At 60.1% G+C, this 23,279-nt stretch carries 24 protein-coding genes; 7 read left to right on the forward strand and 17 right to left on the reverse strand.

The window, feature by feature from the left end; genetic code table 11:
* Positions 1-77: 77 nt before the first annotated feature.
* Positions 78-440 carry a DUF6124 family protein gene (locus AABM52_RS11645; protein WP_347911886.1) on the reverse strand — a complete coding sequence of 121 codons (363 nt, stop codon included), beginning with the start codon at positions 438-440 and terminating at the stop codon, positions 78-80.
* 417 nt (positions 441-857) lie between these two features.
* On the opposite strand from AABM52_RS11645, the gene AABM52_RS11650 reads away from it, so the two are divergent.
* From AABM52_RS11650 to AABM52_RS11660, 3 genes are read left to right on the forward strand one after another with little or no spacing between them, the layout of a single operon-like run.
* Entirely contained in the window at positions 858-1,520 is a 663-nt protein-coding gene (locus AABM52_RS11650) for a hypothetical protein (protein ID WP_347911887.1), read from the forward strand.
* A complete protein-coding gene (locus AABM52_RS11655; RefSeq protein ID WP_347911888.1) occupies positions 1,517-2,935 on the forward strand; it encodes a PAAR domain-containing protein in 1,419 nt (472 codons plus the stop codon). The genes AABM52_RS11650 and AABM52_RS11655 overlap by 4 nt, the downstream gene beginning before the upstream one ends.
* Positions 2,932-3,321: a hypothetical protein gene (locus tag AABM52_RS11660; protein WP_347911889.1), complete on the forward strand. Its 390-nt coding sequence runs from the start codon at positions 2,932-2,934 to the stop codon at positions 3,319-3,321. Before AABM52_RS11655 ends, AABM52_RS11660 begins: the two co-directional genes overlap by 4 nt.
* A gap of 551 nt (positions 3,322-3,872) precedes the next feature.
* On the opposite strand, the gene AABM52_RS11665 is transcribed toward AABM52_RS11660, so the two are convergent.
* Both AABM52_RS11665 and pcsA read right to left on the reverse strand, forming a co-directional pair.
* Positions 3,873-4,259 (reverse strand): DUF488 family protein, encoded by a 387-nt coding sequence (locus AABM52_RS11665; protein ID WP_347911890.1) that lies wholly within the window; start codon positions 4,257-4,259, stop codon positions 3,873-3,875.
* 2 nt (positions 4,260-4,261) lie between these two features.
* A complete protein-coding gene (gene pcsA / locus AABM52_RS11670; protein WP_347911891.1) occupies positions 4,262-4,984 on the reverse strand; it encodes a phosphatidylcholine synthase in 723 nt (240 codons plus the stop codon).
* 257 nt (positions 4,985-5,241) lie between these two features.
* Here pcsA and AABM52_RS11675 point away from each other — a divergent pair, with 257 nt between their 5' ends.
* A complete protein-coding gene (locus AABM52_RS11675; RefSeq protein ID WP_347911892.1) occupies positions 5,242-5,973 on the forward strand; it encodes a tellurite resistance TerB family protein in 732 nt (243 codons plus the stop codon).
* Positions 5,974-6,075: 102 nt separating this feature from the next.
* Here AABM52_RS11675 and AABM52_RS11680 read toward each other — a convergent pair whose 3' ends face one another.
* The 8 genes from AABM52_RS11680 to potE form a co-directional block, all read right to left on the reverse strand.
* On the reverse strand, positions 6,076-6,750 hold the full coding sequence (locus tag AABM52_RS11680; RefSeq protein ID WP_347911893.1) for a DUF3313 domain-containing protein: 675 nt from the start codon (positions 6,748-6,750) through the stop codon (positions 6,076-6,078).
* A 50-nt stretch (positions 6,751-6,800) separates the two neighbouring features.
* A complete protein-coding gene (locus AABM52_RS11685; protein WP_347911894.1) occupies positions 6,801-8,069 on the reverse strand; it encodes an OmpP1/FadL family transporter in 1,269 nt (422 codons plus the stop codon).
* 68 nt (positions 8,070-8,137) lie between these two features.
* The gene (locus AABM52_RS11690) at positions 8,138-9,751 is read right to left on the reverse strand and encodes an arylsulfatase (RefSeq protein WP_347911895.1); all 1,614 of its coding nucleotides are present in this window, start codon (positions 9,749-9,751) and stop codon (positions 8,138-8,140) included.
* Positions 9,752-9,968: 217 nt separating this feature from the next.
* Positions 9,969-10,250: a DUF3303 domain-containing protein gene (locus tag AABM52_RS11695; RefSeq protein WP_046040318.1), complete on the reverse strand. Its 282-nt coding sequence runs from the start codon at positions 10,248-10,250 to the stop codon at positions 9,969-9,971.
* Positions 10,251-10,453: 203 nt separating this feature from the next.
* On the reverse strand, positions 10,454-10,993 hold the full coding sequence (locus AABM52_RS11700) for an HD domain-containing protein (RefSeq protein ID WP_347911896.1): 540 nt from the start codon (positions 10,991-10,993) through the stop codon (positions 10,454-10,456).
* Positions 10,993-11,394, reverse strand: coding sequence for a hypothetical protein (locus AABM52_RS11705; RefSeq protein ID WP_347911898.1), 402 nt, complete (start codon positions 11,392-11,394; stop codon positions 10,993-10,995). Before AABM52_RS11705 ends, AABM52_RS11700 begins: the two co-directional genes overlap by 1 nt.
* Positions 11,395-11,574: 180 nt before the next feature.
* Positions 11,575-13,860 (reverse strand): Orn/Lys/Arg decarboxylase N-terminal domain-containing protein, encoded by a 2,286-nt coding sequence (locus AABM52_RS11710; RefSeq protein ID WP_347911900.1) that lies wholly within the window; start codon positions 13,858-13,860, stop codon positions 11,575-11,577.
* Positions 13,857-15,266: a putrescine-ornithine antiporter gene (potE, locus tag AABM52_RS11715; RefSeq protein ID WP_347911901.1), complete on the reverse strand. Its 1,410-nt coding sequence runs from the start codon at positions 15,264-15,266 to the stop codon at positions 13,857-13,859. The genes AABM52_RS11710 and potE overlap by 4 nt, the downstream gene beginning before the upstream one ends.
* Positions 15,267-15,450: 184 nt before the next feature.
* Between potE and AABM52_RS11720 the strand changes: the two genes are divergently transcribed.
* Both AABM52_RS11720 and AABM52_RS11725 read left to right on the forward strand, forming a co-directional pair.
* Positions 15,451-15,780, forward strand: a complete 330-nt coding sequence (locus tag AABM52_RS11720; RefSeq protein WP_347911902.1) for a hypothetical protein — start codon at positions 15,451-15,453, stop codon at positions 15,778-15,780.
* A 123-nt stretch (positions 15,781-15,903) separates the two neighbouring features.
* Positions 15,904-16,320 (forward strand): organic hydroperoxide resistance protein, encoded by a 417-nt coding sequence (locus AABM52_RS11725; protein WP_347911903.1) that lies wholly within the window; start codon positions 15,904-15,906, stop codon positions 16,318-16,320.
* Between the two features lie 87 nt (positions 16,321-16,407).
* On the opposite strand, the gene AABM52_RS11730 is transcribed toward AABM52_RS11725, so the two are convergent.
* From AABM52_RS11730 to AABM52_RS11755, 6 genes are all read right to left on the reverse strand, one after another.
* Positions 16,408-16,917, reverse strand: a complete 510-nt coding sequence (locus AABM52_RS11730) for a copper chaperone PCu(A)C (RefSeq protein ID WP_347911904.1) — start codon at positions 16,915-16,917, stop codon at positions 16,408-16,410.
* 1 nt (position 16,918) lies between these two features.
* A complete protein-coding gene (locus AABM52_RS11735; protein WP_347911905.1) occupies positions 16,919-17,524 on the reverse strand; it encodes an SCO family protein in 606 nt (201 codons plus the stop codon).
* A gap of 320 nt (positions 17,525-17,844) precedes the next feature.
* Positions 17,845-18,729, reverse strand: coding sequence for a ChaN family lipoprotein (locus AABM52_RS11740; protein ID WP_347911906.1), 885 nt, complete (start codon positions 18,727-18,729; stop codon positions 17,845-17,847).
* A gap of 52 nt (positions 18,730-18,781) precedes the next feature.
* Positions 18,782-19,549, reverse strand: a complete 768-nt coding sequence (locus AABM52_RS11745) for a heme ABC transporter ATP-binding protein (protein ID WP_347911907.1) — start codon at positions 19,547-19,549, stop codon at positions 18,782-18,784.
* The gene (locus AABM52_RS11750; RefSeq protein WP_347912617.1) at positions 19,549-20,532 is read right to left on the reverse strand and encodes an iron chelate uptake ABC transporter family permease subunit; all 984 of its coding nucleotides are present in this window, start codon (positions 20,530-20,532) and stop codon (positions 19,549-19,551) included. The genes AABM52_RS11745 and AABM52_RS11750 overlap by 1 nt, the downstream gene beginning before the upstream one ends.
* 50 nt (positions 20,533-20,582) lie before the next feature.
* Entirely contained in the window at positions 20,583-20,786 is a 204-nt protein-coding gene (locus AABM52_RS11755) for a hypothetical protein (RefSeq protein ID WP_347911908.1), read from the reverse strand.
* 115 nt (positions 20,787-20,901) lie between these two features.
* Between AABM52_RS11755 and metE the strand changes: the two genes are divergently transcribed.
* Positions 20,902-23,190 (forward strand): 5-methyltetrahydropteroyltriglutamate--homocysteine S-methyltransferase, encoded by a 2,289-nt coding sequence (metE, locus tag AABM52_RS11760; RefSeq protein ID WP_347911909.1) that lies wholly within the window; start codon positions 20,902-20,904, stop codon positions 23,188-23,190.
* The last annotated feature ends 89 nt before the right edge of the window (positions 23,191-23,279 follow it).

Consider the following 23,279-nt stretch of genomic DNA (forward strand, 5'->3'; position numbering starts at 1 on the left):
CCGTTTTTGTTCGTGCCTGTTCCTGAAAACGGGGATCAGAAAATCAGTTCAAGCGACTCGGTCAAAGGCAGAGGCAGTTACTCAGGTGGGCCAAGTTGGTCCAGCGCGCGGTTCACCGCCAGCTCGCCCAGCATGATGACTTGCGCAATGCCGAGCAGGGAATTGCGCCTGGGGCCTTCCATATGATCCGCCAAATCCATGGTCATGACATTGGCCGAAGCCAGCGATTCGCATGCATGGGTCAGCAGGGTTTCTGCATCGAGCTCTGGGTTGACAAAGAACATCGTGCCGACTGAGCGCGGAATGTCCATGATGGGGACGTCTGGCTTCAGGTCATAGTCGAGGGGCTGCTCGGCGTCTACGTGAGGTTTTTTTGAATCGGCGTTTTCGTACGGGGATGGCGGATCGGTCTCCGACGGATTGGGTGTGACCTTGAACATAGATGGAACTCCGACGCTATTTAAAAGGAGCCATCACCGCCTCGCTACCAAACGAAGGGTGGCGACCATACGAAGGTTGGTAGACCGGGCATCGGAACCGGCGCCCCCGAAGGAGCCCTGCGCATGGTCACCATAAAAACACCGCCCAGACATTGGGCAATAAAGGTGACGCTATGCGTCGATGCTACGGGCCTACCAAGCCCGATCACTGATTTTTCAATGACCGGCAAACGATAGAATCCAAGCCCACGACGCACAAGCCGGCGGATTCTGTCGCACCGGTAGGCAACGGCGCAAGTTGGTGTAGCTTTCAGGAAGTAATTTCCTAAGTTATTTAACAGGCGCGTTTAAATTTCTTTGAGTGGGCTTCCACTGCGCTAAAAATTAACTTTTGGAACTACCGCTGTAGGAAATGGGTTGTTTGTTATTGCGAAAATTCCTATTCGTTCATTTGGCTATGCCATTGGATTGCTTTCAGCACGCGCTCCACCGTCTTATTCGTCGTCGCCCAATATTCTCTTTGCTCAGCACTTCTGCCGAGAGGGAAGGCAACTCAAACCGATGACGATCAGGAAGTGGCAAATGAATGCACCTGTGCACCCCTTGTATACCAACGAAGTTTCTCCTGAATTTCTCCGCAGTCTTGACACCCCCCATTTCACTGAAGAACGACTTGCGCAATTTTGCGACGAAGCTCTGGCAGTTGTTCGCCAGGGGCAGGCATACATGGAAGCTCATCCCGCTCACGCCATTTACCGAATCGCAACCGAGGGCAGTCAAACCCGCGATGGCGGGGTGATCAAGCAGGGAGTTGCTCCCTTGGAGTTCACATTAGAGAGCGGCCAGAAAGTACGTGCGGCACAGAAAGGCGATTACGTCGTGTACGCCGATGGGAGTACGGCACAGATCGTGACGGGCGCGGGACAAGGAAATAGCGATGTGGCGCTGGTCGGTAGCTGTCTTTGCAATGGCGACGAGATCATCAACACTTTGCAAGGCGGTTTTTTGTTAGTGGGGCGTGAAGGTGTCGCGATGGCCGAGGATTTTCTGCCCTCCATCCAGCAGGTAGAACATCAATGAACGAAGGACATTTCATTGGTCTGCATGATAAGACCACCTGTGGCGGCAAAGTCCTGGATGGTCATACCAGCGTCATGATGTACGGAATCGCCCATGCCCGCGAAGGTGATCGGGTTACCTGTGGCGAGGACGGCAAGACTTATAAGATCGTCGGTGGGATTTCCTACATGGTCAGTCATGGCAAAGCCATAGCGGGCACGCTGGATAGCCACAGCGATTGCCCCTGCAAAGCCCGGCTGATCCCTTCTGTGGTCACGGCCACCTATCGCAGCGCTAACTCCGCACCCCGAACTGGCAGGAGCGTTGTGCAACCAACTGCTAGTGCTGCAACCGGTCAACCGGCTGCGCCACGTCAATCTGGTTTCGCCCCTTCGAACCCTCCAGCGCCAGCGATATTCAATCGCGCGGAACCTCAAGAGCCGGGATTCTATGTGGTGCCCAAAAGCATGACCCGCGAAGCCTTGGAGGCCACGCTGTTCGCCACGCCCGATGCCGCCGTGATGCGCAAATTTCGGGCACTCAACCCAGCATCAGACAACATTAAAGCCGGCTCGCTGATCGTGCTGGGCGATCCGAACAACACCTCCTGCACCTATCAGGAAGCACAACTGATGCAGGCCGCGCAGCAGGTCAAGTTGGCACTCGATCCCCTGACGCCGGAAGAAGCCGAATTCATGTTCCGCCACGCGGCTGAAATCGCCAGTTTTACCGGCGAGACTTCGACCTGGCTCGGCGTCAGCGCGGTGGTGATGGAAAAACACCTGGCCCGACTGCGCGACACCCTGCAAGCCATGGAACGCCTGCATCAGGACAGCTATCGTCAGCACGGCCATCTCAAATCGCCGCAGTTTTTCGCCGAACGCCAGCGGCTGCTCGCCCAACTGGATGCCCACCTGCTGAACTCCACTCGCCTGCGTGGCCAGACTACCTTGGGCGATCACCCCAAGTTGAAGACGGCCCTCGGCATTTCCAGTCGTAGCCTGGTGCACCATTGGGACAAGGCCGGGGCGCCGGGCCAGATACCGGGTTATGCGACTCATGTGAGTGCGACCAGTCGGGCTGCCAAATACATGCAGAACGGCGGTTATATCGGTATCGGTATTGGTATTGGTGGGGTTTCTTCGCTGTTGGCTATTCAGGAGGTTTGTGTTGGTGACTCTGGTGCGGCTTGTGAGAGGGTTAAGTTCACTGAGGGTGGCAAGTTCGTGGGCTCGACAGGCTTGGGGTATTTGGGAGGCGAATTGGCACATGTGGCCAGTCCCACTATCTGTGCTGCGCTTGGCGTGACTACAGCTATAGGGGGTGTTGTCTGTGTCGCGGCTGTAGTTGGAATTGGCGCATTGGTGGGAACGAAAGTTGGTGGTATGGGAGGAGAATTCACCGCTGAAAAAATTTACGAAGCAACGCAGCCATGATCAGTATCGACACTTGGTCTCCCTTGGCTGCGATCATTGTCGTTGGTGGCCCAATTCTGCTGTGTTACGTGAGTTTCTTTTACAGTCTGTACCTGAGCCGTCGTCACCTGGATCGCTTTCTGCAAGCCTTGAGCGGTAGTCGCCAAATCGTGATTAGCGCCGCAGGACTGGCGCAGAGCGGATGGTTAAATCGGCTTTTGTTAGTCGCAAAGATCACGTTCATGGTGATGTGGCCCGGTCCCGGACTTCGTTCGGGAGATCTTGATCCCGATGATGTCCGCAACTTTCCTGTAGGCCTGAAACGCTTGCTAAAGGTCAAGGCTATCCTGACGTGTGTCATTTTGATTTGGGGAGCGTTTGCGTTCGCGCTGGTGAAATTCAAGTAATTATGCGCATCGATTCCAGATTGAAGACGGCCCTCGGCATTTCCAGTCGAAGCCTGGTGCACCGCTGGGACAAAGCTGGTGCGCCGGGGCAGATTCCGGGTTATGCCATTCCTGTAAATGCGACTAGTCGGTCCTTTGATTAGTGGCACTATTTGCCTTGCACTTGGGGTTACCACGGGAAAAGGTAGTGTTATCTGCGGTGGGGACAGAAGCAGGTAGCATGGGGGGCGAATTAATAGGTGAGAAAATATTTGAAGTAAAACAGCCATGACCAGCATCGACATTTGGAATCCGTGGATTGCAATTATTGTTGCTGGCGGTCCAATTATGCTGGGCGCTGTGAGCATCGCTACTGCTTATACCTGAGTCGCCGCCATCTGGACGCCATGATGGAAGCCATTGAAACACCAAACGCAAAAACGGCACCGAAAGGTGCCGTTTTTGTTTGGGCCCGTTCGCGATGGCGGTCATCCAGTCGCAAGTGCTGTGTCTGATACACCGCTATCGCGAGCAAGCTCGCTCCCACAGGGGTTGTGTGGTGGTCATGGCATCTAAATCACTACGGCACCACGGGCCTGCAGCAACTCGCGCAACACCGACCGATGACAATGCGCTTCATCCTCGCAATAACAGCCCACGGCCAGGGACGTCTGATGGGACAACGCGGCCAGCAGGTCGAGCATCTGACTGGCAGCGGGCTGGCTCATCTCGGCCTTGAACTTGCGCCGGAACACCTCCCAGGCCTTGGCATCTAGCGCAGCCTTGGCTTCGGCCACCAGCTCCGCGCTGGGCGACAGCAACGGTTGCCAGACATCATAAAAGTCCCGACGGGCAAATTCGGCTTTCGGTACGCCACGGGGAGGGCGGCGTACCGTGCCCAGGCGCAATCCTTCGTCGGGTCGGCGGGTTGAACCGAGTTGAACGATATGGACCGCCATGGCTACTTGAGCCCCGATCCGTCGAACCACTCCAGCGCCGTGCGCCACAGGCAGATGCCCAGGAAGTACGCCGACATCAGCAGCCACAGCCCCATCACCAACGGGTTGATCACCGGGTGGTTGAGCACCAGCGACAAACTGCACAGCAACCAGATGGCCGTCACCGCAATATTGATCGGCATGAACCGGCGCACGCGAAACGGGTGCAGGAATTTCATCCGGGTCACCGTCAGCAGCGCCAGGCCGATGACCGTGACGAAGGTGATCCACGGCGACGGGGCGATGATGTACAGGCACAGGGCGACCACGTTCCAGGCGGCGGGGAAACCCTGGAAGTAGTTGTCGGTGCTCTTCATGTTGACGTTGCAGAAGCAGAACAGCGACGACACCAGAATCAGCGACACGCTCAGCAGCAAGGTGTAGTCCGGCAGCGGGATGTAGCGATAGATGAACAGTGCCGGGATAAACACGTACGTCAGGTAGTCGATCACCAGGTCGAGGATCGAGCCATCGAAGCTCGGCAACACCGACTGCACGTTGACCTTGCGTGCCAGCGCACCGTCCAGTCCGTCGACGATCAGGGCGACACCCAGCCACAGCAGGCAATGGGTCGGCTGGTTGTCCAGCAGGGACAGGGTGGCGAGGAAAGCGGTGACCACACCAGTGGCGGTAAAGCCATGGGCGCCCCATGCTTTGAGCCTGGCGATGTACAGGGTTGAAATCACGGGGGCGTTCTCCAGTGAATGAAGCAAGCCAGTTGTCACTCCGCGTACGGGGCGGTGGCAAACCAGTTCGGGTTGCAGGTATCGACCGGGTATCCGGGAATAAGGTTCACCACTCATGAATCTTAGCTGCGCCGCAAGAAAATACCCCGTACGAATCCGGGATAGCGCGGGTGGGTCAGCCCAACGGTGCTGGCACATTCGCCTGCGGGGGCTATCGTTGCCTGACTGGATAAACGCCCTTCAAGAGGATAAACGTCATGAACACCAGCGATCTGCTCGAACAATTACTGCGCGCCGGCCAGGGCTCGATGGCGCAACAGGGTGGCGGTGGCGCGTCGGCCCAGGGCGGGCTCGGCGATCTGGGTGGATTGCTTGGCGGCTTGTTGGGCGGTAGCGGCGGTGCGGGTGCCGGTGGCGGTGGTGCAGGGTTGGGCGGTTTGCTCGGTGGTTTGCTCGGCGGCGGTTCGCCGATGGGCGGTGCACCGCAAAGTCGTTCCGCCGGCGGTACCAATTATGCAGCGCTGGCGTCCCTGGGCATGATGGCGTTCCAGGCGTACCAGGCCTGGCAACGCAGTCAGGCGTCGGCGCCGCAAGAAGCGCCACGGACCGTGGACTTGCTGGCCGGCCCGGAGGCCGAGGAGCACAGCCATGCGATCCTGCGGGCATTGATTGCCGCGGCCAAGGCCGATGGCCGCATCGATGACGCCGAGAAGCAGATGATCAGCACTGAAATCGGCCGTCACACCGACGATCCGCAATTGCAGCAATGGCTGGACGATGAAGTCGCCAAGCTACTTGACGCCAATGAAGTGGCGCAGTCGGCCACCGACCCCGGCATGGCCTCGGAGATGTACCTGGCCAGTGTGATGCTGGTGGACGACCAGCAGGATGCCGAGCGCAACTATCTGGATGAACTGGCCGCGGCGTTGCAGATCGACCCGCAATTGCAATTGCATCTGGAGCAGCAGGCCAAGAGCGTTGCGGTCTAAATCGCCTTCGGCAGCAGAAACCTGGGGATGAAGGAGTGACCGCAAGAGTCAGGAAGGAACTCCAGGTGGCGAGGGAGCAAGCTCCCTCGCCACAAGAGTGTGTTACTTGAGGAATGCCTGGAAGTCGGTACCCATTTTGTCGATCGCCGCCTTGAAGTCCTTGGCGGTAATCTTCTGGCTTTCGTTTTCCAGGGCGGTGCCAAACACCTTGCGCACCACTTTGGCCACGGTCTGGTTGCTCTTCGCGTCGACGAACTCGGCTTCGATGAACAGGGTGGTGTCCTGGTCACGGTGACCGGTGGCTGCCTGAGTCGCCCCGACTATGGCCGCGACGGGGACCACTTCATACCACTTCATGCCTTCGTTCTCGGCGTTCACCCCGGTAATCGCCGCACGCATGATCAGGGGCCTGGAACCGGCCGGTGCGGACGAGGAGTTGGACACTACGCGGTACTTCTGACCCAGGGAGGCCTTGGCCTTGCTGGTCATGTAGTTCTGAATGTCGGTCAGGGTCTGCTGGTTCACACGCTCATCGGGTTTTGGCGCAGGGTAAAGTTCCAGTTTGTTGAACACCACGGTGTCATAGGCATTCGGGTTCCACGAAGGGCTGACCCAACGCATCGCGGTACCGCCGCTCGGTGTTTGGACTTCCTGCAGGTTGTTGTAGTTGGACAGGAAACCTGAGTATTGCTCCTTCTCAGTCACTTTCGAAGTGCAACCGCCTAGCAACAGACTGGCCAGCGCGGCGCCGACGAGCAGTTTTCGGGATAGATTCATAGTGGTGTTTACTCCTTGGATGAAATCGTCGTTCTTTCGTTTACAAGACATCAGAATCGCCAGGTCATGTTCCCGGTCAAGGCTTGAATCCAGGCATTGTCGAATTGACCGGATACTCGATCGCCCGATACGGATTTGGTCTGCTCAACCGGCATGTCGCCGAGCCAGACCATGGCCCAACTGACGTTGACATCGGTGTCCTTGTTCAGAGCATAGGTGGCTCCCGTGGCAATGCGCCAGGATTCGTTCATCGGCACGACCACGCTGCGGTTGCTGTCCGAGACGGCGCTGCTGTCGTAGGCCACGCCGAAGTTCCACAACCACTGCTCGGTGGCCTGGTATTGCGCGCCAAGGGAGAGGTGCCAGGTGTCCTTGAAGCCGGCGTCGACCGTTTTCGATTGCGCTCCAAACGCGGTGGTGTCGACCTCTACGGCGATGTCGCCGAACTCCGACCAGTCCTGCCAGTTGGCCGAGGCCAGCAGCGCCCATTGCCGGTCCAGTTGCTGGAACAGGCTCAGGGTGACGGTTTGCGGCACCTTCATGTCCAGTTCGGTATTGGTGTTGTTCACGCGGTCCAGCAGCCGGCCATCGCCCTTCACGTCGAGCCGGTCCTCGAAGTCCAGGTCGACCTGGCTGGTGTAGGTCAGGCCGATGCGCGTGCCGGGTTGCGGGGCGTAGATCACGCCCACGTTGGCGCCATAGCCCCAGGTGTTGTCCCGGTACTTGTATTGGCCGTCAGCGCGATCAGTGAAGCCGAAAGGGGAGCGGTCGATGGCGGTGTCCGCCTTCAACATGCCGTACATGGCCTTGATGCCCAGGCCCACCGACCATTGCTCGTTGAAGCGATACGCCACACTCGGCACCAGCGACAAGCCGAGCAGGCTGGAGTTTTGTGCGAAGTAGCGGCCGGACCAGTCGTTGTCGTAATTGACTGCCAGGCCGAAGTCACCGTACTGGCCGAAACCGACGCTCCAGTGCTCGTCCAGTTCATGGCTGATGAAAAAGCTGCCACCGGGAATAGGGTCGAGGGCATTGCCACTGCCGGTGCCCGGGGTGTTGGTGCCGGCGTCGCGGTCGAAGCTCAGGTCGCCGTACAGAACCTGCAGGCCGGCGGTGATTTGCGTACCGGGCAGAAAGCTCATGCCTGCGGGGTTGCTGGCGATGGTCGAGGGGCCTTGGGCACGGGCGGCGGCACCGGCGTTGGCCAGGCCGGCGTTATCGGTGCCGATTTCATAGAGCATGATGCCGCCGGCCCAAGCTTGCTGACAGCACAGGGCAAGCAGCGCAGAGGCGGGCAGGATGGCTGTTTTTGTCGGCATTGAAATCCCTCGGCAATTGTCCATTTCGAATACGGGTGGACTGCACCAGCCACCCGTGGATTCGGCTGTTACTTGGCCATCTCTGCCCGAGCTGCGGCGATCTTGGCTTTAACCGAGTCGAGGTTGAAACTCGCGCCTTTTTGCATCGGCGGGTACTCGATCGCTGTTTCCGCCAGTTTGGCCACCTGTTGCTGGACGAACACGAAACGCCAGAACTGGAACTTGAACCAGTCAAAGTACTGTTGCGAACCCTGCGCGGCCTGATTTTCCGGCCAGCCCATGCGCTCGAACGGGTCGAGTCGAAGATTGGTCAGGATCGGCACGTCCACAGCAACTTTAGCCCCCATCCAGCCACCCGGTTGGTCAATGAAGCGATATTTGTAGTCGTCTATGCGCACGGCACCCAAGGAGCTCTCTCCAAAGTAGAAGATTTCATGCCGGTTCGACGGACCTTTTCCGGTGATCATTGGAGTTTGATCATAGCCGTCCAGATGAACTTTGTAGGTGGTGTCGCCCAATTGTTTGCCTTTGAGCAGTTCGGCGGTGATGTTCGGGTTGCCCGCGGCCGCGACCAGAGTCGGGAACCAGTCCATGCCGGACATGATGCCGTTACCGATCTGGTTGGCCGGCACCTTGCCCGGCCAGCGAATGATCGCCGGCACCCGGAAGCCACCTTCCATGACCGTGCCTTTGCCCATGGCGAACGGGGTGGTGCCGCCATCGGGCCAGGTGAAGTTTTCCGCACCGTTGTCGGTGGTGAAAATCACGATGGTGTTGTCGTCCATGCCGTCTTTCTTCAGCTTCGCCAGGACATCGCCGACGATGTCATCGAGCTGCGCCATGCCGGCTTCCTGTTCCGACCAGCCATTCTGCGAGTTGCGCATGGTTTCGTACTTGTCGGACAGGTGCGTGACGATGTGCATGCGGGTCGGGTTGAGCCAGACGAAGAACGGTTTGCTGTCCTGCTTGGCCTTGTCGATGAACGAGAAGGCCTTGTCGCGAATTTCCTCGTCGACGGTTTTCATCCTTTCCGGATAGAGCGTGCCGGCGTCTTCGATTTTCTGCTTGCCCACCTTGCCCCAGCGCGGCATCACGGTCGTGTCATCGGTGGTTGAGGCCCAGCTGTGGACCATGTTGCGCGGGCCGACACTGTCCAGCAGCTCCTTCGGATAATTGGGGTGCGCCGGGTCTTCCATGGCGTCGAGGTGATAGAGGTAGCCGAAGAATTCGTCGAAACCGTGGACGGTGGGCAGGAACTGGTTCAGGTCGCCCAGGTGGTTCTTGCCGAACTGGCCGGTGGCATAACCCATGGCCTTGAGTGCGGTCGCGATGGTGACGGCTTCGGCGGGAATCCCCACGGGCGAGCCGGCCTGGCCCACGGTGGTCATGCCCGTACGAATCGGCAGTTCGCCGGTGATGAAATTGGCGCGTCCAGCGGTGCAACTGGCTTCGGCGTAGTAATCGGTGAAACGCATGCCTTCATTCGCCAGTTGGTCGAGGTTGGGGGTTCTGCCGGCCATCATGCCCTGGTTGTAGACGCCGATATTCGACCAGCCGATATCGTCGCCCATGATCACCAGGATGTTGGGGGCTTTGTCGGCGGCCAGGGTCTGACCGGGAAACGCCATTGCAGACAGCAACAGGGGGACTGCAAACATCGAGGATAAAGTTGTCCGGTTCATATCGAGCTCCTGCGTACTAGCGTGAGTACATCCAGACGAGCCCCCAACCGTCGTTGAAATGCGTTACCCCCCCGCGAAGAGCGTAGGTTTTAATTGCGAAATATCCAGTAATGAATAGTCGGAAAGTTAGTGTTTCAGGCACTTTTCTGCGAAATGGCTTTCCGGCAAAGCAGCCGCTCAAGTCGGGCGACGAGCGATACCCGCCGCCCTCCCTTTGTCATTTCCGGTCGGCAGTGGCGGCCAGCAATGGCGCGATTTGCTCATCGGTCAATGCGGCGTGCACGTCCATGCTCATCAGGTCGTTCCACTCCAGCACCCATTTCTGAATCGGCACAAAATCACTCGCCTCGGCAATGCCGAAACCGGCCGAGCTCCCTACCGCGTGCCAGCGCCCGTGCATGGTGACGCCTGCGGGCGGTGCGCCACCGGTCTTGAGAAAACGCGCGATTGCGGCATCACGGTTGTCCGGGCTGATTGTCCAGCTGACGATGAATAACATCGGCCACCTCCTGTTGCACATCGGCACCTGTTGTCTGCGCGTACCTGGCTGGCGCCGGGGCCGTGGCCACGCTTGGGTTTCCAGTTTCGTCCTGGCTGGCTTGCGGAATAATCTCCCAAGGAAGGCATAGCAGTGCCCCGCGATTCATGTATGACCGCCGATCCTGTTCCGGTGCATTTTCGAGGGGGTAACAGACGCCTGTTTCACCAGCGCAACATAGGCAGCGGGCGCAACGGCGAGCGGATGAGCTGCCGGGCTGAAAGCTTCATCAGCATCGAGTGAAAACCGTGATCGGGAAAGGTCGCCTGCACGGTTTTGATGAGGGTTCGCGGCAAGCCGAAACGCACCAGGCCCAGGGACACATCCAGCAGATCGGCCTGGCGAAAGGGTTCGACGCTGTCGGCGTAGGCGCCGCGATACCGGCGCAACTTGTGATGCTCAAGTATCAACGCGCTGACTTCATCCATCAGTTCCGGCCGTTGCTGGTTGTCGAGGTACTCGGTGGCCAGGGCAATGGACGGGGGCAGGTAGTCGAGGGTGTCATCGGTCCAGATGCCCAGGTCATGAAACGCCGCCGCGATCTGTACGGCGTCCGTGGGCAGGCCTTCGGCACCGCGCAGGGCACCATGAAAATTCAGCACCCGGTAAATGTGGTTGCGGTAGCCCTGCAGGTCGGCCCCGATGGCCAGGGCGAACGAGGTGAGAATCTCGTCGGTGAGAGGGAATTCGAGAAGAGGTTTCATCAGGCGTCACGCAACAGGTCGTTGGCATTGAGCAGGTCGTAGGCGATCTCCGGGCGCTTTTCCATGGCTCGGCGGATGGCGGCGGGGATGCTGGCGCGGGTCTTGCGGCACAGCCCCGGCAGTTCGCCAACCTGGATGCCGATGCCGCGCATGGTGCGCACTTCGTTGAAACCGGGGGCGATGTCCACGCGGATGCCCAACTGTTCGAGCATGCGCCGTTGCAGGTGCTCCAGATCGCTCAGGCTCTGCAGGTTCTCCAGACGTTCGATCAGGCGTTTTTCTTCGTTGCGGGTCAGGAACAGAATGCGCAGGTCCGCCCCTGGTGTTTCCAGCAACGGGTCACGCCCGCAGTCGCAGGCGCCGGGCGGGCAGGGTGAGCGGATCGCAGCGGTGGTGGTCATGGGGATCAATCATAGAGCGCTGTGATTGAGTTTGCCCATAGGGATTTTTGGGGGGATGCAAAGCAATGTGGGAGCGAGCTTGCTCGCGATGGCGTCGTGTCAGGCAACAGTGATGTTGACTGCAAAAACGCTATCGCGAGCAAGCTCGCTCCCACAGGTGTTGCGGTGAATCGGTTGGACCTATTTCAGTACCAGCATCCGATAAACGCCGTCTTCGACTTCGATCCCGTGGGTGTCATGGGTGAAGCCGGGGAAGGATTTGTCGAAGGCTTCCAGTGCCTTGAGATACGCCAGCAACGGACCGTCCGCTGGGCCCGCGTTCTCACCTGGCATGAGCAACGGGATGCCTGGCGGATACGGCACGATACCGGTCGCGGCAAGACGCCCGGCGGCTTCGTTGAGCGTCACCAGCTCGATGTCGTTGCGCACCAGTTTTTCGTAGGCCTCCACCGGGCTGAACTCGGCTTTTGGCAGGGTGCCGAAGGCCTGGGACATGTTGGCGGTGGTCTTGTGTTTCTTCATGGCGGCGAAGATTTCGTCGGCCAGATCCTTCAGGCCCATGCCGGCATAGCGATGCTGGTTGGCGTTGTACAGGTCGGGCAGGCACAGCTCGAGCTCGGCGTTGTCGTCGTAGTCACGCTTGAAGTCGAGCAGGGCGTTGAGCAGCGTGCCCCACTTGCCTTTGGTGATGCCGATGGAGAACAGGAACAGGATGGTGAAGTCGGTGGTTTTCTCGACCACGATACCCTGGCGGCCCAGGTACGCTGTGACCACGCAAGCGGGGATACCGGAGGCGAGCAGGCTGCCGTCGTCGCCCATGCCCGGGCTGAGCACCGAGACCTTGATCGGGTCGAGCATGCAGTAACCGTCTTCGATGTCGCCGAAGCCGTGCCACACCGCGTTCGGGTGCAGGACCCAGCAGTTCGGGTCGGTTTTCAGTGTGGCCGGGTCGACTTCATGGAACGGCACGGTCGCTGCGCCAACCTGTACGGTCGGCGGCTGCCAGCAGGTGAAGAACCAGTCGTTCTTGCCCAGCATCTCGTTGTGCATGCGCGAGAGAACCTGGCGGAAGCTGATGGCTTCTTCGATCGACTCGCTGGTGAGGATCTGCCCGCTCGGTGCTTCCATCATCGCCGAGCTGACGTCGCAGGACGCCATGATCGCGTAGTTCGGCGAGGTCGAGGCGTGCATCATGTACGACTCGTTGAAGCGCGCATGTTCGATCGGGTTACGCCCGTCACGCACGTGGATCATCGAGGCCTGGGACAGGGCAGCCAGCAACTTGTGGGTCGACTGGGTGGCGAACACGGTCGGCTTGGACTTGTCGTGATCGGCCGGGTTGCCGTGCATGGCATGGCGTCCGCTGTACAGCGGGTTGAAGCGCGCATAACCGTACCAGGCTTCGTCGAAGTGCAGACGGTCCACGCTTTCGCCCAGCAGCTCTTCGACGCGGGTGACGTTGTAGGTCAGGCCGTCGTAGGTGGAGTTGGTGACAATCGCGTGCACCGGCGTCGGATCGATGCCTGCCTTGACCAGCGGGTTGTCGGCGATGGCGGCTTTCACGCCTTCGGCGCTCAGGGTCTGCGGCAGGATCGGGCCGATGATGCCGTAGCGGTTGCGGGTCGGCACCAGGTAGGTCGGAATCGCCCCGGACAGGGTCATCGCGTGCTCGGCGGACTTGTGGCAATTGCGGTCGCACAGGGCGATCTGGTTGCGCGTGACGCTGGCCATCAGGATGACGCGGTTGGACATCGACGAGCCGTTGGTCACGTAGTACGTGCGGTGGGCGCCGAAGACCTTGGCGGCATAGCGTTCGCCCTGGCCGATAGGGCCGCTGTGATCGAGCAGCGAACCGAGTTCGCCCACCGAGATCGACAGGTCGGAACGCAGCAGGTTCTCGCCGAAGAACTCGTAGAAGGCCCGGCCTGCGGTGCTCTTCAGGAACGCGGTGCCGCCGGCATGGCCTGGGGTGTGCCAGGAGTATTCATAATTGCGGGCGAACTTAACCAGGGCGCCGAACATCGGCGGCAGGGCGGCCTGGCGATAGCGCTCGATGGCCGCCAGGATGCGCCCGCTGAGGAAACGGGAGGTGTCCTCGGGCAGCCAGATGAAGTCGTCGGCGTGTTGCATGACCAGTAATGGAATGGTCGACGCGGTGGTACGGTCGCTGATCAGGAACACCGGCACCCGGGTGTTGCGCTCGCGCAGCTTGACCAGCAGTTTGGTGCAGTCGGCGTGGCCTTCGCTGGTGTCCATTTCCCAGCGGATGAGCACGCATTGAATGGCAGGGTCCGAGCGCAGGATCGAGGCGGCATCGGTGAGGCTTTCCGAGGCCAGTACGCTGACGCCACGTCCCTCTACGTCGTGGACCAGTTGATCCAGGGCGCGGCCAAACACCGTTCGCTTGTCCGGCGGGCTGCTGACCAGTAGCGCCAACATGCCCAGCGAGTGTTTATATTCCGTCATGCTTGAACCTCCAGAGTGGCTTTATTCAGATTGTTCACCGGCACTGGATCTGCAGTGAGGTGCTGCGCGCTGACGGTTTGCGTCGGTACGCTGTTGTTGAGTGCTTCGAGGCGGATCAGGCGGTTGTTGACGAAGCCGAACAGGGTGTAACCAACGATTGTGGCCACGCCGCCCAGCATCAGGGCCTGCTCACCGGAGCTGTAGAGCGCCAGGTAACTGTAGGCCGCTGCGATCAACGCAATGACGTTGGTCGCCAGTGCCTTGCCTTCCGGCACGTTGGAGACTTTCTGCATGGTCATCAGCGCGGCCATGGACAGGATGTACGGCACCAGGTTGGTCACCACCGCGAGGTTGACCAGGGTGTCGAACTGCTTGCTCAAGTCGGGACTGATGGTGAGCAGGGCCAGCGCGGTCTGTGCCGCCAGCAGCACCAGCATGCCGACAATCGGCGTTCCCGCTTTGTTGCCCTTGGCGAAGATCGACAGGAAGTAGCCGGTGTCGGCCGAGCTTTTGTACACCTGGGCGATGGTGAACTGCCAACCCAGCAGCGAACCGATGCAGGCGAGCACCATGGCCGCCATCACGATGTCGCCGACCATCGGGGTGAACATCTTGGCGAACACCAGGCCGAACGGCGCGGTGGACGCGACCAGTTCTTCGTTGCCGACGATGCCGAAGATGACGTTGGTGGAGACAATGTAGATCACCGCCGCACCCAGGGTGCCGCCCAGCACGGCAATCGGTACGTTGCGCTCAGGGTTTTCCACTGCGTCGGTGTTGGCGCACGCCGATTCCAGACCAAGGAAGGCCCACAGGGTGATCGCCACCGAGGCGCCTGCCGCTTCGAACCAGCCCTTGTCGTGGGGGTTCCAGCCAGCGGCGTAAACGCTGCTGTCGAACCAGAACCAGCCCACCGTGGACACCAGCACCACCGGTGCAATTACACCCCAGACGGTGATCGCGCCGATCCGGCCGGTAATGCTGGCACCGCCAAAGTTGGCGAAGGTGGTGATCCACAGCAGCGCAATAGTCGCCAGGCCTACTTGCAGTGAATCGAGTTTTATCCCGAACAACACCTGAATATAGCCGACCGCGGTAATACTGATTGCCACGTTGGCAATCAACAGTGAGAGGCCGTAGGTGTAGTTGGTGATGTAGTTACCTGCTTTACCGAAGGTGTACTCGGCATAACCGCCCATGCCGCCGGTCTTGCGGCTGAGCATCCCGCATCGCGCAAAGGCGTAGGCCAGAGCGAGGGAACCGGTGGCCGTTATCAGCCAGGAGAGAATCGAAATTGCACCGACTTCCGCTAATTTCGTCGGTAGTAGCACAATGCCTGAGCCCAACATGTTGACGGCGGTCAACATTGTCAGTTGCCCCACACTCATTTTTTTTGCGACTGACATTCCGTTGCCTCACTTAGTTGGCGATTGAGAACCTTAGCTATAGCAAAGGTTTGAAATCTCGCAAGAAATCGACGACCGCCCATCCCGCTTTTTCATTTATTTGAAGAAAAGGCAGGATGCTGGCCCCCAAGTTTCAAAGTTCTCTGCAAAATTACTTCGTTTTCAAATGGTTAGATAGGTCGAAATGCGCAAGATATGGATCGCATTAGTCCCGCTAATAGTTGCGGGTATAGCCAACTCGGCTCAAGCAAAAGAACTGGCCGCCAATGATCAGTACATGTGCAGTTGGGGCGCTGGCACCGCTGCAAGGGCACAGGAACTGAAGCTTTCAGGCGTTTCCTTGTATGCCGCCCGCCAGAAAATCCAGGCCTACAAGTTCGCCAAAAGCTGGATGCGCATGATGGCAATGGGCATTACAGAGCAAACTTATGACAGTCCGTCGCGATTGAAACCGACTGCTGTACGCCAGAGCTTTTATGAAGACTGCGTCAGGTACAAGTTGGCGCGTAAATAAAGAAGAAGCGGACGCCGGTCGGATTAACCGCGGTGTGGGGCAGCGACGTCTATATTGATTGACCATCCCAGCGACCCAACGGGGTGTAGAACCGGTTTCTTACAACTCAATCAGGAGGTCACCATGAGCCAGATCGATAAAGTGTTGTACACCGCCAAAACCCACACCATCGGCGGGCGTGACGGCGCGTCCCGCAGCTCCGACGGGATTCTCGATGTGAAGCTGTCGTCGCCAGGTGCGGGCGGTGGCGGTACTAACCCTGAGCAACTGTTCGCTGCCGGTTGGTCAGCCTGCTTTATCGGCGCCATGCAGGTGGCGGCCAGGGAAATGAAAGTCGCGCTGCCCAAGGATATGGCCGTCGATGCCGAGGTTGATTTGGGTACCAATGAAGGCGGCTACCTGCTGCAGGCGCGGCTCAATGTCAGCCTGCCGGGGCTGGAACGTGAAACCGCGCAGAAAATCGTCGACACTGGGCACCAGTACTGCCCGTACTCGAAAGCCACGCGCAACAACATCAATGTCGTGCTCAAGCTGGTTTGAGTTGACGTGAAAAAGTCTTGATCAAAAAAAGATCGCAGCCTGCCGCAGGCTGCGATCTTTTTTTTGTGTTGCGATACTGCGGGAAAATCAATTCATCTTGCTATGATCATGCGTCATCGTGCCGTGATCCATGGTGCCAATCGCCTTGGCAACGGCTTCAACCTGAATCGACTCTTTCTCGCCCTTGGCGTTTTCGACGGTCAAGGTCAGTGGCACCTTGTCGCCTTCCTTGATCTGACCTGTGAGGTTCATCAGCATGATGTGATAGCCGTTGGGATCGAAGCTCACCGCTTTGCCAGCCGGCAGCTCAACGGATTGCACCTGCCGCATCTTCATCACGTCGTCTTTCATGCTCATTTCATGAATCTGCACCAGCTTGGCAACCGGCGTTTGCACGCTCAGCAACTTGCTGTCGCTGCTGGCGGTGACGGTCATGAAGGCGCCGCTCGACGGCTGGCCGGCCACGGTGGCGCGGACCCAGGCGTCGTCGACCTCGGTTTGTGCCAACACCTGAAAAGTCAGGCCGATCAGGGACAAGCCCAACGCCAGTTGCTTGCAGCGTTGTGCGAAACGGTTGTTAGCCTGCGGGGCATTCATTTCAGCAAACCTCCATCACGGTGAGCAGGTCTTCTGCGCACTCTTGGGCCGTCAGGGACGTGGACAGTCCCAGGCGCAGAGTGCCCCGGGAGTCGAAGACATAGCTGGTCGCGGTATGGGAGAGGGTATAGGTATCGCCGCTCGGCACTTTTTCAAAGAACACGCCAAATTCCTTGGCGGTGGCGGCGGTTTCTTCCAGGGTGCCGTACAGCGCTTCGAAACTCGGGTCGAAGGCTTTCACGTATTTGTCGATCATCTCTGGCGTGTCGCGCTCAGGGTCCAGGGTGATGAAGACCACCTGCAGCCTTTCGCCATCGCGGCCCATCAGTTTCTTGGCCTGGGCCGCGCGGGCCAGTGTGGTGGGGCACACGGCCGGGCACTGGGTGAAACCGAAGAACACCATCGGCATCAGGCCGCGATAGCTGCCCAGCATCCGGGTTTCGCCCTGAGCGTTCTTGAGCTTGAAGTTACGCCCCATGATCTTGTCGCTGAGGTCTTTGCCGTACTTGAACGACAGCTTGCTGCTGTCGTCGCAACCGGCGAGCAGGCCCAGGCTCAACAGGCCCATGCCTTGCAGGACGGTTCGGCGGGTATACAAAGTACTCATGAAAAAAGCATCCTGTTGAACAGGCTGAAATGACAGCGTGATGACTGTACAGACGAAAAAATCGGGGAGATGTTAACAAACTGTGCCGGTGGTCGAGGGGCGGATACGACCATTGGACCGGCGCACAGGCGTGACATAGTGTCGCGCCGGAGGTTGAAGCCAAGCCGGCCCCTGTGGCGAGGGGGCTTGCCCCCGTTCGGCTGCGAAGCAGTCGCAAAGCCGGTAAATGCGGTTTACATGACATACCGCATTGCCTGGGTTTGGGACTACTTCGTAGTCCAACGGGGGCAAGCCCCCTCGCCACAATGTTTCGGTCGGCTTTAACGACGCAGCTTCGCGCAATGATCCTGTTCCGGTTGCGCGGCGGTGTACCACACATAATCTGCACTCTCGGCGGTCACGGTCTTGCCCGCTTCGGCCAGGATCAGCACCGCATTCCCTTCACCGGCACCCAGGTCTTTCAGGTGCAGCGGTACCCCCAGATCCTTGCGCACGTGGAAGGCACCGGCCAGCAGCAACGCAGGCGTCGGCGCGGCCATCAGGCGCTCGGCCATGCGCCGGTCACGTTGCTGCTGCACGGCGAGCATGGCGGGCATCTGCGCTTCGGGCAGCAGGCCGCAATGGGATTCGCGGATGTCGTCCAGCAAGGTCGCCTGCACCTGTTGGGTGGTGGACGCTTGCCCCGTGAGTACCGGGCGCTGTTTGTAGATCTGCATGATCTGCGCGCGGTCCAGGTTCGCCGCCAACAGCGGATACGGTTGCCGCAGCGCGTAGGTGACGAGGGCGCCATAAACACTCCAGTCCCAATTGGCCTGCCAGGCCAGTGCCTTGAACGCATCGGCCGGCGGCTGGCCCGCGCGGGTCGCGGCTTGCGCGGCATCGACCCTGGCCTGTTGATCGGGGTTGAGCATCTCCATCAGCAGGCTGCCCTGGGCCCGTTGTGTCGCCAGTTCGCGCAGCAGCCACAATTGCAGGGCGTGGTGGTCCGGGTTGTCGTGCTGTTCACCGACCAGAACACGTGGGGCAGCGGCCAGGCGTTCGACCAGTTCTTGTGGCGTCAGCGTGCGGCCCGTAGCGAGTTCACGGATGACCCCGAGGTCGGTGTGATCACGGCCTTGGGGGGCGATGGGCGCCGGGGGCGGTGTGACCTGATGGGATTGGCAGGCAGCCAACAGGCTGAATGCACAGAGCAACAGAAAGCGCATCGGTTTTCCTTATTGGATAGTTGCCCCCTCGATGACAGAGGAGGGGGCAGTATCAGCGCGCGATGATCAACGGGTGGCCGCGTTCCGGGTGTTGGTGAATCAGCACTTCCAACCCATACACCGCCGCCAGCGCTTCGGCGGTCAGCACCTCTGCCGGTGGACCGTAGGCGTGGGGCAGGCCCTGTTGCAACAACAGTAGTTGATCGCAGTAACGTGCGGCCAGGTTGAGGTCGTGCAGGATCACCAGCACCGCGGCGCCGCGCTCGGCGAAATCACGCACCGCTTGCAAAATGGTGTGCTGGTGCAGCGGATCGAGCATTGACGTCGGTTCATCGAGCAGCAGGGTTTGCCCTTCGGCACCCGGCCAGAGCTGAGCGAGCACCCGCGCCAGATGCACGCGCTGGCGTTCACCGCCGGACAGGGCCAGATAGCTGCGTGCGGCCAGATGAAGGGCGTCGGCGGCTTTGAGCGCCTCGGTGACGATTTCGGCATCGCGCACCCGACCGCTGGCGTGGGGCAAGCGACCCATGCCGACGACTTCATTGACCGAAAACGCAAAGTTCAGGCTCGAACTCTGCGGCAGCACGGCCAGGCGTTTGGCCCGCTCCTGACCCGGCCAGTCGGCGAGTGGACGCTCGTCGAGGCTGACCCGGCCTTCGCTGGTTGCCAGTTCGCCGCATAAAGCGGAGAGCAGGGTGCTTTTGCCGGCGCCATTGGGCCCCAGCACACCCAGCACTTCACCGGGGCGCAACGCGATATCGATATTCGCCAGTACCGTGCGGTTGCCACGACGTACCAGCAAGTTGTTTGCCCGCAGCATCAGGAACGCCCTCGCACCAACAGAAATAGAAAGAACGGAGCGCCGATCAGTGCAGTCACGATGCCGATTGGCAATTCAGCCGGCGCCAACAGCAGGCGCGCCGCCAGGTCCGCCAGCAACAGCAGGCTGGCACCGGCCAGCAACGACGCGGGCAGCAACACCCGGTGATCCGGGCCGATCAGCAGGCGCATCAGATGCGGCACCACCAGACCGATAAAACCGATCAGCCCGGCCGCTGCAACCGCCGCGCCGACGCCAAGCGCCGTACACAACACCAGCTCAAGCTTGATCCGCTCGATATCAAAGCCCAGGTGACGGGCCTCTGACTCACCCAGCAGCATCGCATTGAGCGCCGCCGCCCTGCGGGGCAACCACAACGCCACGCCCAGGGTGACGATCAGCAACGGCCACAAGCGCGGGTAACTGGCGCCGTTGAGGCTGCCCAGGTTCCAGAACGTCAAGGTGCGCAAGGTCGCATCATCGGCCAGATAGGTGAACAGCCCGACCCCGGCACCGGCCATGGCCGTCATCGCCACACCCGCCAAGAGCAGGGTGGCGACATCGGTTTGCCCGTTGCGGCGACCGAAGCGATACACCACCGCCGTGACGATCAAGCCACCGGCGAAGGCGCTCACCGACAGCAGATAAGGTTCGATCGCCGGCGGCAAGCCACCGAGCAGGCTGCCGCCGACAATGGCAAGGGCGGCACCGAGCGCCGCACCGCCGGACACACCGACCAGACCCGGATCGGCCAAGGGATTGCGGAACAACCCCTGCATCGCCACACCGGACAACGCCAGTACCGAGCCCACGGCGATGCCGAGCAAGCTGCGCGGCAGGCGAATCTGCCCGAGGATCAGTTCCGCCTGCTGCGTATCGCCACCGTCAAGCGGCAACCCCAACAGACGCATCCCGGCCAGCAAGGTATCGCCCAGGGGCAGGCTGACCGGCCCAAGGGCCAGGGACAACCAGAACACGAGCACCAGCAACAACAGCAAAAAGATCAACGTCGGACGCGGCCGAAAAATGGCCGTCATGGGTTGATCCCGGCGGTCTGCGCTGTGGCATCCGGGGAGAACGCCGTGGCACAGGCCAGCAGTGTTTTGATACGCATCGGGACTATTCCTAAGCCGATCAGAGGGGGGCGGGCATCGAAACCTTCGTAGCGGGTGATGATGCCATCGACGCCCGGCTTACGCACACGCCACGGTTCGGTCGCGCCGGATCGGGTGTTCATGTACGGCGTCATTGATCATGAGAATAACTCGTGATCATCACGATAAAAATGAGTTTGTCTCACCATGGCTCAACTACCGACAATGGCTCCATTAACCAGATGGAGTTTTATTGTCATGGCATTGGCCCATTCCCTTGGATTTCCGCGCATTGGTCGCGACCGCGAACTGAAAAAGGCTCAAGAGGCGTTCTGGAAGGGCGAGCTCGACGAAGCCGGTCTGCGCACCGTGGGCCGCGACCTGCGCAAGACCCACTGGGATTTGCAGAAAAGGGCCGGCATCGAGCTGCTGCCGGTCGGTGACTTCGCCTGGTACGACCAGGTCCTGACCCACTCGTTGATGTTCGGTGTGATCCCGGAGCGGTTCCGCCCGCACGATGGCAAAGCCAGCCTGCAAACCCTGTTCGGTATGGCTCGCGGTGTGAGCGATAGTTGCTGCGGCGGCGCACACGCTCAGGAAATGACCAAGTGGTTCGACACCAACTATCACTACCTCGTCCCTGAATTCAGCGCCGATCAGCAATTCCAGCTCGGCTGGGACCAGTTGTTCGAAGAAGTCGAAGAAGCCCGCGCACTGGGACACAACGTCAAGCCGGTGATCATCGGCCCGTTGACTTATCTGTGGCTGGGCAAGGCCAAGGGCGCCGAATTCGACAAGCTGGAGCTGTTGGATCGCCTGTTGCCGTTGTACGGCCAGATCTTCCAGCGCCTGGCGGCACAGGGCGTCGAGTGGGTGCAAATCGACGAGCCGATCCTGGTGCTCGACCTGCCACAGGACTGGAAAAACGCCTTTGAACGGGCCTACAACCTGATTCAGCGTGACCCGCTGAAGAAACTGCTCGCCACGTACTTCGGTGGCCTGGAAGAGAACCTCGGCCTGGCCGCCAACCTGCCGGTGGACGGCCTGCACATCGACCTGGTGCGCGCGCCTGAGCAGTACCCGACCATTCTCGATCGCCTGCCGGCCTACAAAGTGCTGTCGCTGGGGGTGGTCAACGGCCGTAACGTCTGGCGCTGCGACCTGGAAAACGCTTTGGCCACCTTGCAGCATGCTCAAGAACGTTTGGGTGATCGCCTGTGGGTCGCGCCATCCTGCTCGCTGCTGCACAGCCCGGTCGACCTGGGGCGTGAAGACAAGCTTGATGCCGAACTGAAAAGCTGGCTGGCGTTTGCCGTGCAGAAGTGTGAAGAAGTCGCGGTGCTGGCTCAGGCGGTCAACGAGCCGGAAGCGCCAAAGGTGCTTGAAGCGCTGACTCAAAGCCGCGCCGTGCAGGCCAGCCGTGCTGCGTCGTCACGCATTCACAAGCCGGCCGTGCAGGCGCGTGTTGCCGCCATCACTGCCCAGGACAGCCAGCGTCACTCGCCGTTTGCCCAGCGCATCGAGAAACAGCACGCCGGCCTGAACCTGCCGCTGTTCCCGACCACCACCATCGGTTCGTTCCCGCAAACCGCGTCGATCCGTCTGGCTCGCCAGTCGTTCAAACAAGGCAAGCTGACCGAGGCCGAATACACCGAAGCCATGCACAGCGAGATTCGTCATGCCGTGCAAGTGCAGGAACGCCTGGGCCTGGACGTGCTGGTGCACGGTGAAGCCGAGCGCAACGACATGGTCGAATACTTCGCCGAGCAACTCGACGGCTACGTGTTCACCCGTTTCGGCTGGGTCCAGAGCTACGGCTCGCGCTGCGTGAAACCGGCGGTGATCTACGGCGACCTGAGCCGTCCGAAAGCCATGACCGTGGAGTGGATCCGCTACGCCCAGGGCCTCACCGACAAGGTGATGAAGGGCATGCTGACCGGTCCCGTAACCATGCTGATGTGGTCGTTCCCCCGCGAAGACGTGAGCCGCGAAGTGCAGGCCCGTCAACTGGCGTTGGCCGTTCGCGACGAAGTGGTCGACCTGGAAGCCGCCGGGATCAAGATCGTGCAGATCGACGAAGCCGCGTTCCGCGAAGGCCTGCCTTTGCGCCGGGCGCAGTGGCAGCACTACCTGGACTGGGCGACCGAAGTGTTCCGCCTGTGCGCCTGCGGCGTGCGGGACGAAACCCAGATCCACACCCACATGTGCTACAGCGAATTCAACGATGTGATCGAGTCCATCGCCGCCATGGATGCCGACGTGATCACCATCGAAACCTCGCGCTCGGACATGGAACTGCTGGATGCGTTCGAAGCCTTCGCCTACCCGAACGAAATCGGTCCAGGCGTGTATGACATCCACTCGCCAAGGGTGCCGGACTCCTCGGAAATGGCCAACCTGCTGCGCAAGGCCGCCAAGCGAATTCCCGCCGACCGCCTGTGGGTCAACCCGGACTGCGGCCTGAAGACCCGCGGCTGGCCGGAAACCGAAACGGCGCTGGTGCACATGGTCAACGCTGCGCGCCACTTGCGCAAAGAATGGGCCTGACGCTGTATTGAGGGCACCACCGAAACCTGTGGGAGCGAGCCTGCTCGCGAAGGCGGAGTGTCAGGCGACATTGATGTCGAATGCGCCGG

Origin of the sequence: Pseudomonas grandcourensis, assembly GCF_039909015.1 — a bacterium.
GTDB lineage: Bacteria > Pseudomonadota > Gammaproteobacteria > Pseudomonadales > Pseudomonadaceae > Aquipseudomonas > Aquipseudomonas grandcourensis.

What these genes read in the sequence shown, in the direction of transcription:
- AABM52_RS11660 (WP_347911889.1), top strand. Translation starts at nt 2,932, where the DNA reads ATGATCAGTATCGACACTTGGTCTCCCTTGGCTGCGATCATTGTCGTT.
- metE (WP_347911909.1), top strand. Translation starts at nt 20,902, where the DNA reads ATGGCATTGGCCCATTCCCTTGGATTTCCGCGCATTGGTCGCGACCGC.
- AABM52_RS11675 (WP_347911892.1), top strand. Translation starts at nt 5,242, where the DNA reads ATGAACACCAGCGATCTGCTCGAACAATTACTGCGCGCCGGCCAGGGC.
- AABM52_RS11695 (WP_046040318.1), bottom strand. Translation starts at nt 10,250, where the DNA reads ATGTTATTCATCGTCAGCTGGACAATCAGCCCGGACAACCGTGATGCC.
- AABM52_RS11725 (WP_347911903.1), top strand. Translation starts at nt 15,904, where the DNA reads ATGAGCCAGATCGATAAAGTGTTGTACACCGCCAAAACCCACACCATC.
- potE (WP_347911901.1), bottom strand. Translation starts at nt 15,266, where the DNA reads ATGTCAGTCGCAAAAAAAATGAGTGTGGGGCAACTGACAATGTTGACC.
- AABM52_RS11700 (WP_347911896.1), bottom strand. Translation starts at nt 10,993, where the DNA reads ATGAAACCTCTTCTCGAATTCCCTCTCACCGACGAGATTCTCACCTCG.
- AABM52_RS11710 (WP_347911900.1), bottom strand. Translation starts at nt 13,860, where the DNA reads ATGACGGAATATAAACACTCGCTGGGCATGTTGGCGCTACTGGTCAGC.
- AABM52_RS11740 (WP_347911906.1), bottom strand. Translation starts at nt 18,729, where the DNA reads ATGCGCTTTCTGTTGCTCTGTGCATTCAGCCTGTTGGCTGCCTGCCAA.
- AABM52_RS11720 (WP_347911902.1), top strand. Translation starts at nt 15,451, where the DNA reads ATGCGCAAGATATGGATCGCATTAGTCCCGCTAATAGTTGCGGGTATA.
- AABM52_RS11755 (WP_347911908.1), bottom strand. Translation starts at nt 20,786, where the DNA reads ATGAACACCCGATCCGGCGCGACCGAACCGTGGCGTGTGCGTAAGCCG.
- AABM52_RS11745 (WP_347911907.1), bottom strand. Translation starts at nt 19,549, where the DNA reads ATGCTGCGGGCAAACAACTTGCTGGTACGTCGTGGCAACCGCACGGTA.
- AABM52_RS11665 (WP_347911890.1), bottom strand. Translation starts at nt 4,259, where the DNA reads ATGGCGGTCCATATCGTTCAACTCGGTTCAACCCGCCGACCCGACGAA.
- AABM52_RS11705 (WP_347911898.1), bottom strand. Translation starts at nt 11,394, where the DNA reads ATGACCACCACCGCTGCGATCCGCTCACCCTGCCCGCCCGGCGCCTGC.
- AABM52_RS11730 (WP_347911904.1), bottom strand. Translation starts at nt 16,917, where the DNA reads ATGAATGCCCCGCAGGCTAACAACCGTTTCGCACAACGCTGCAAGCAA.
- AABM52_RS11680 (WP_347911893.1), bottom strand. Translation starts at nt 6,750, where the DNA reads ATGAATCTATCCCGAAAACTGCTCGTCGGCGCCGCGCTGGCCAGTCTG.
- AABM52_RS11655 (WP_347911888.1), top strand. Translation starts at nt 1,517, where the DNA reads ATGAACGAAGGACATTTCATTGGTCTGCATGATAAGACCACCTGTGGC.
- AABM52_RS11735 (WP_347911905.1), bottom strand. Translation starts at nt 17,524, where the DNA reads ATGAGTACTTTGTATACCCGCCGAACCGTCCTGCAAGGCATGGGCCTG.
- AABM52_RS11690 (WP_347911895.1), bottom strand. Translation starts at nt 9,751, where the DNA reads ATGAACCGGACAACTTTATCCTCGATGTTTGCAGTCCCCCTGTTGCTG.
- AABM52_RS11645 (WP_347911886.1), bottom strand. Translation starts at nt 440, where the DNA reads ATGTTCAAGGTCACACCCAATCCGTCGGAGACCGATCCGCCATCCCCG.
- AABM52_RS11685 (WP_347911894.1), bottom strand. Translation starts at nt 8,069, where the DNA reads ATGCCGACAAAAACAGCCATCCTGCCCGCCTCTGCGCTGCTTGCCCTG.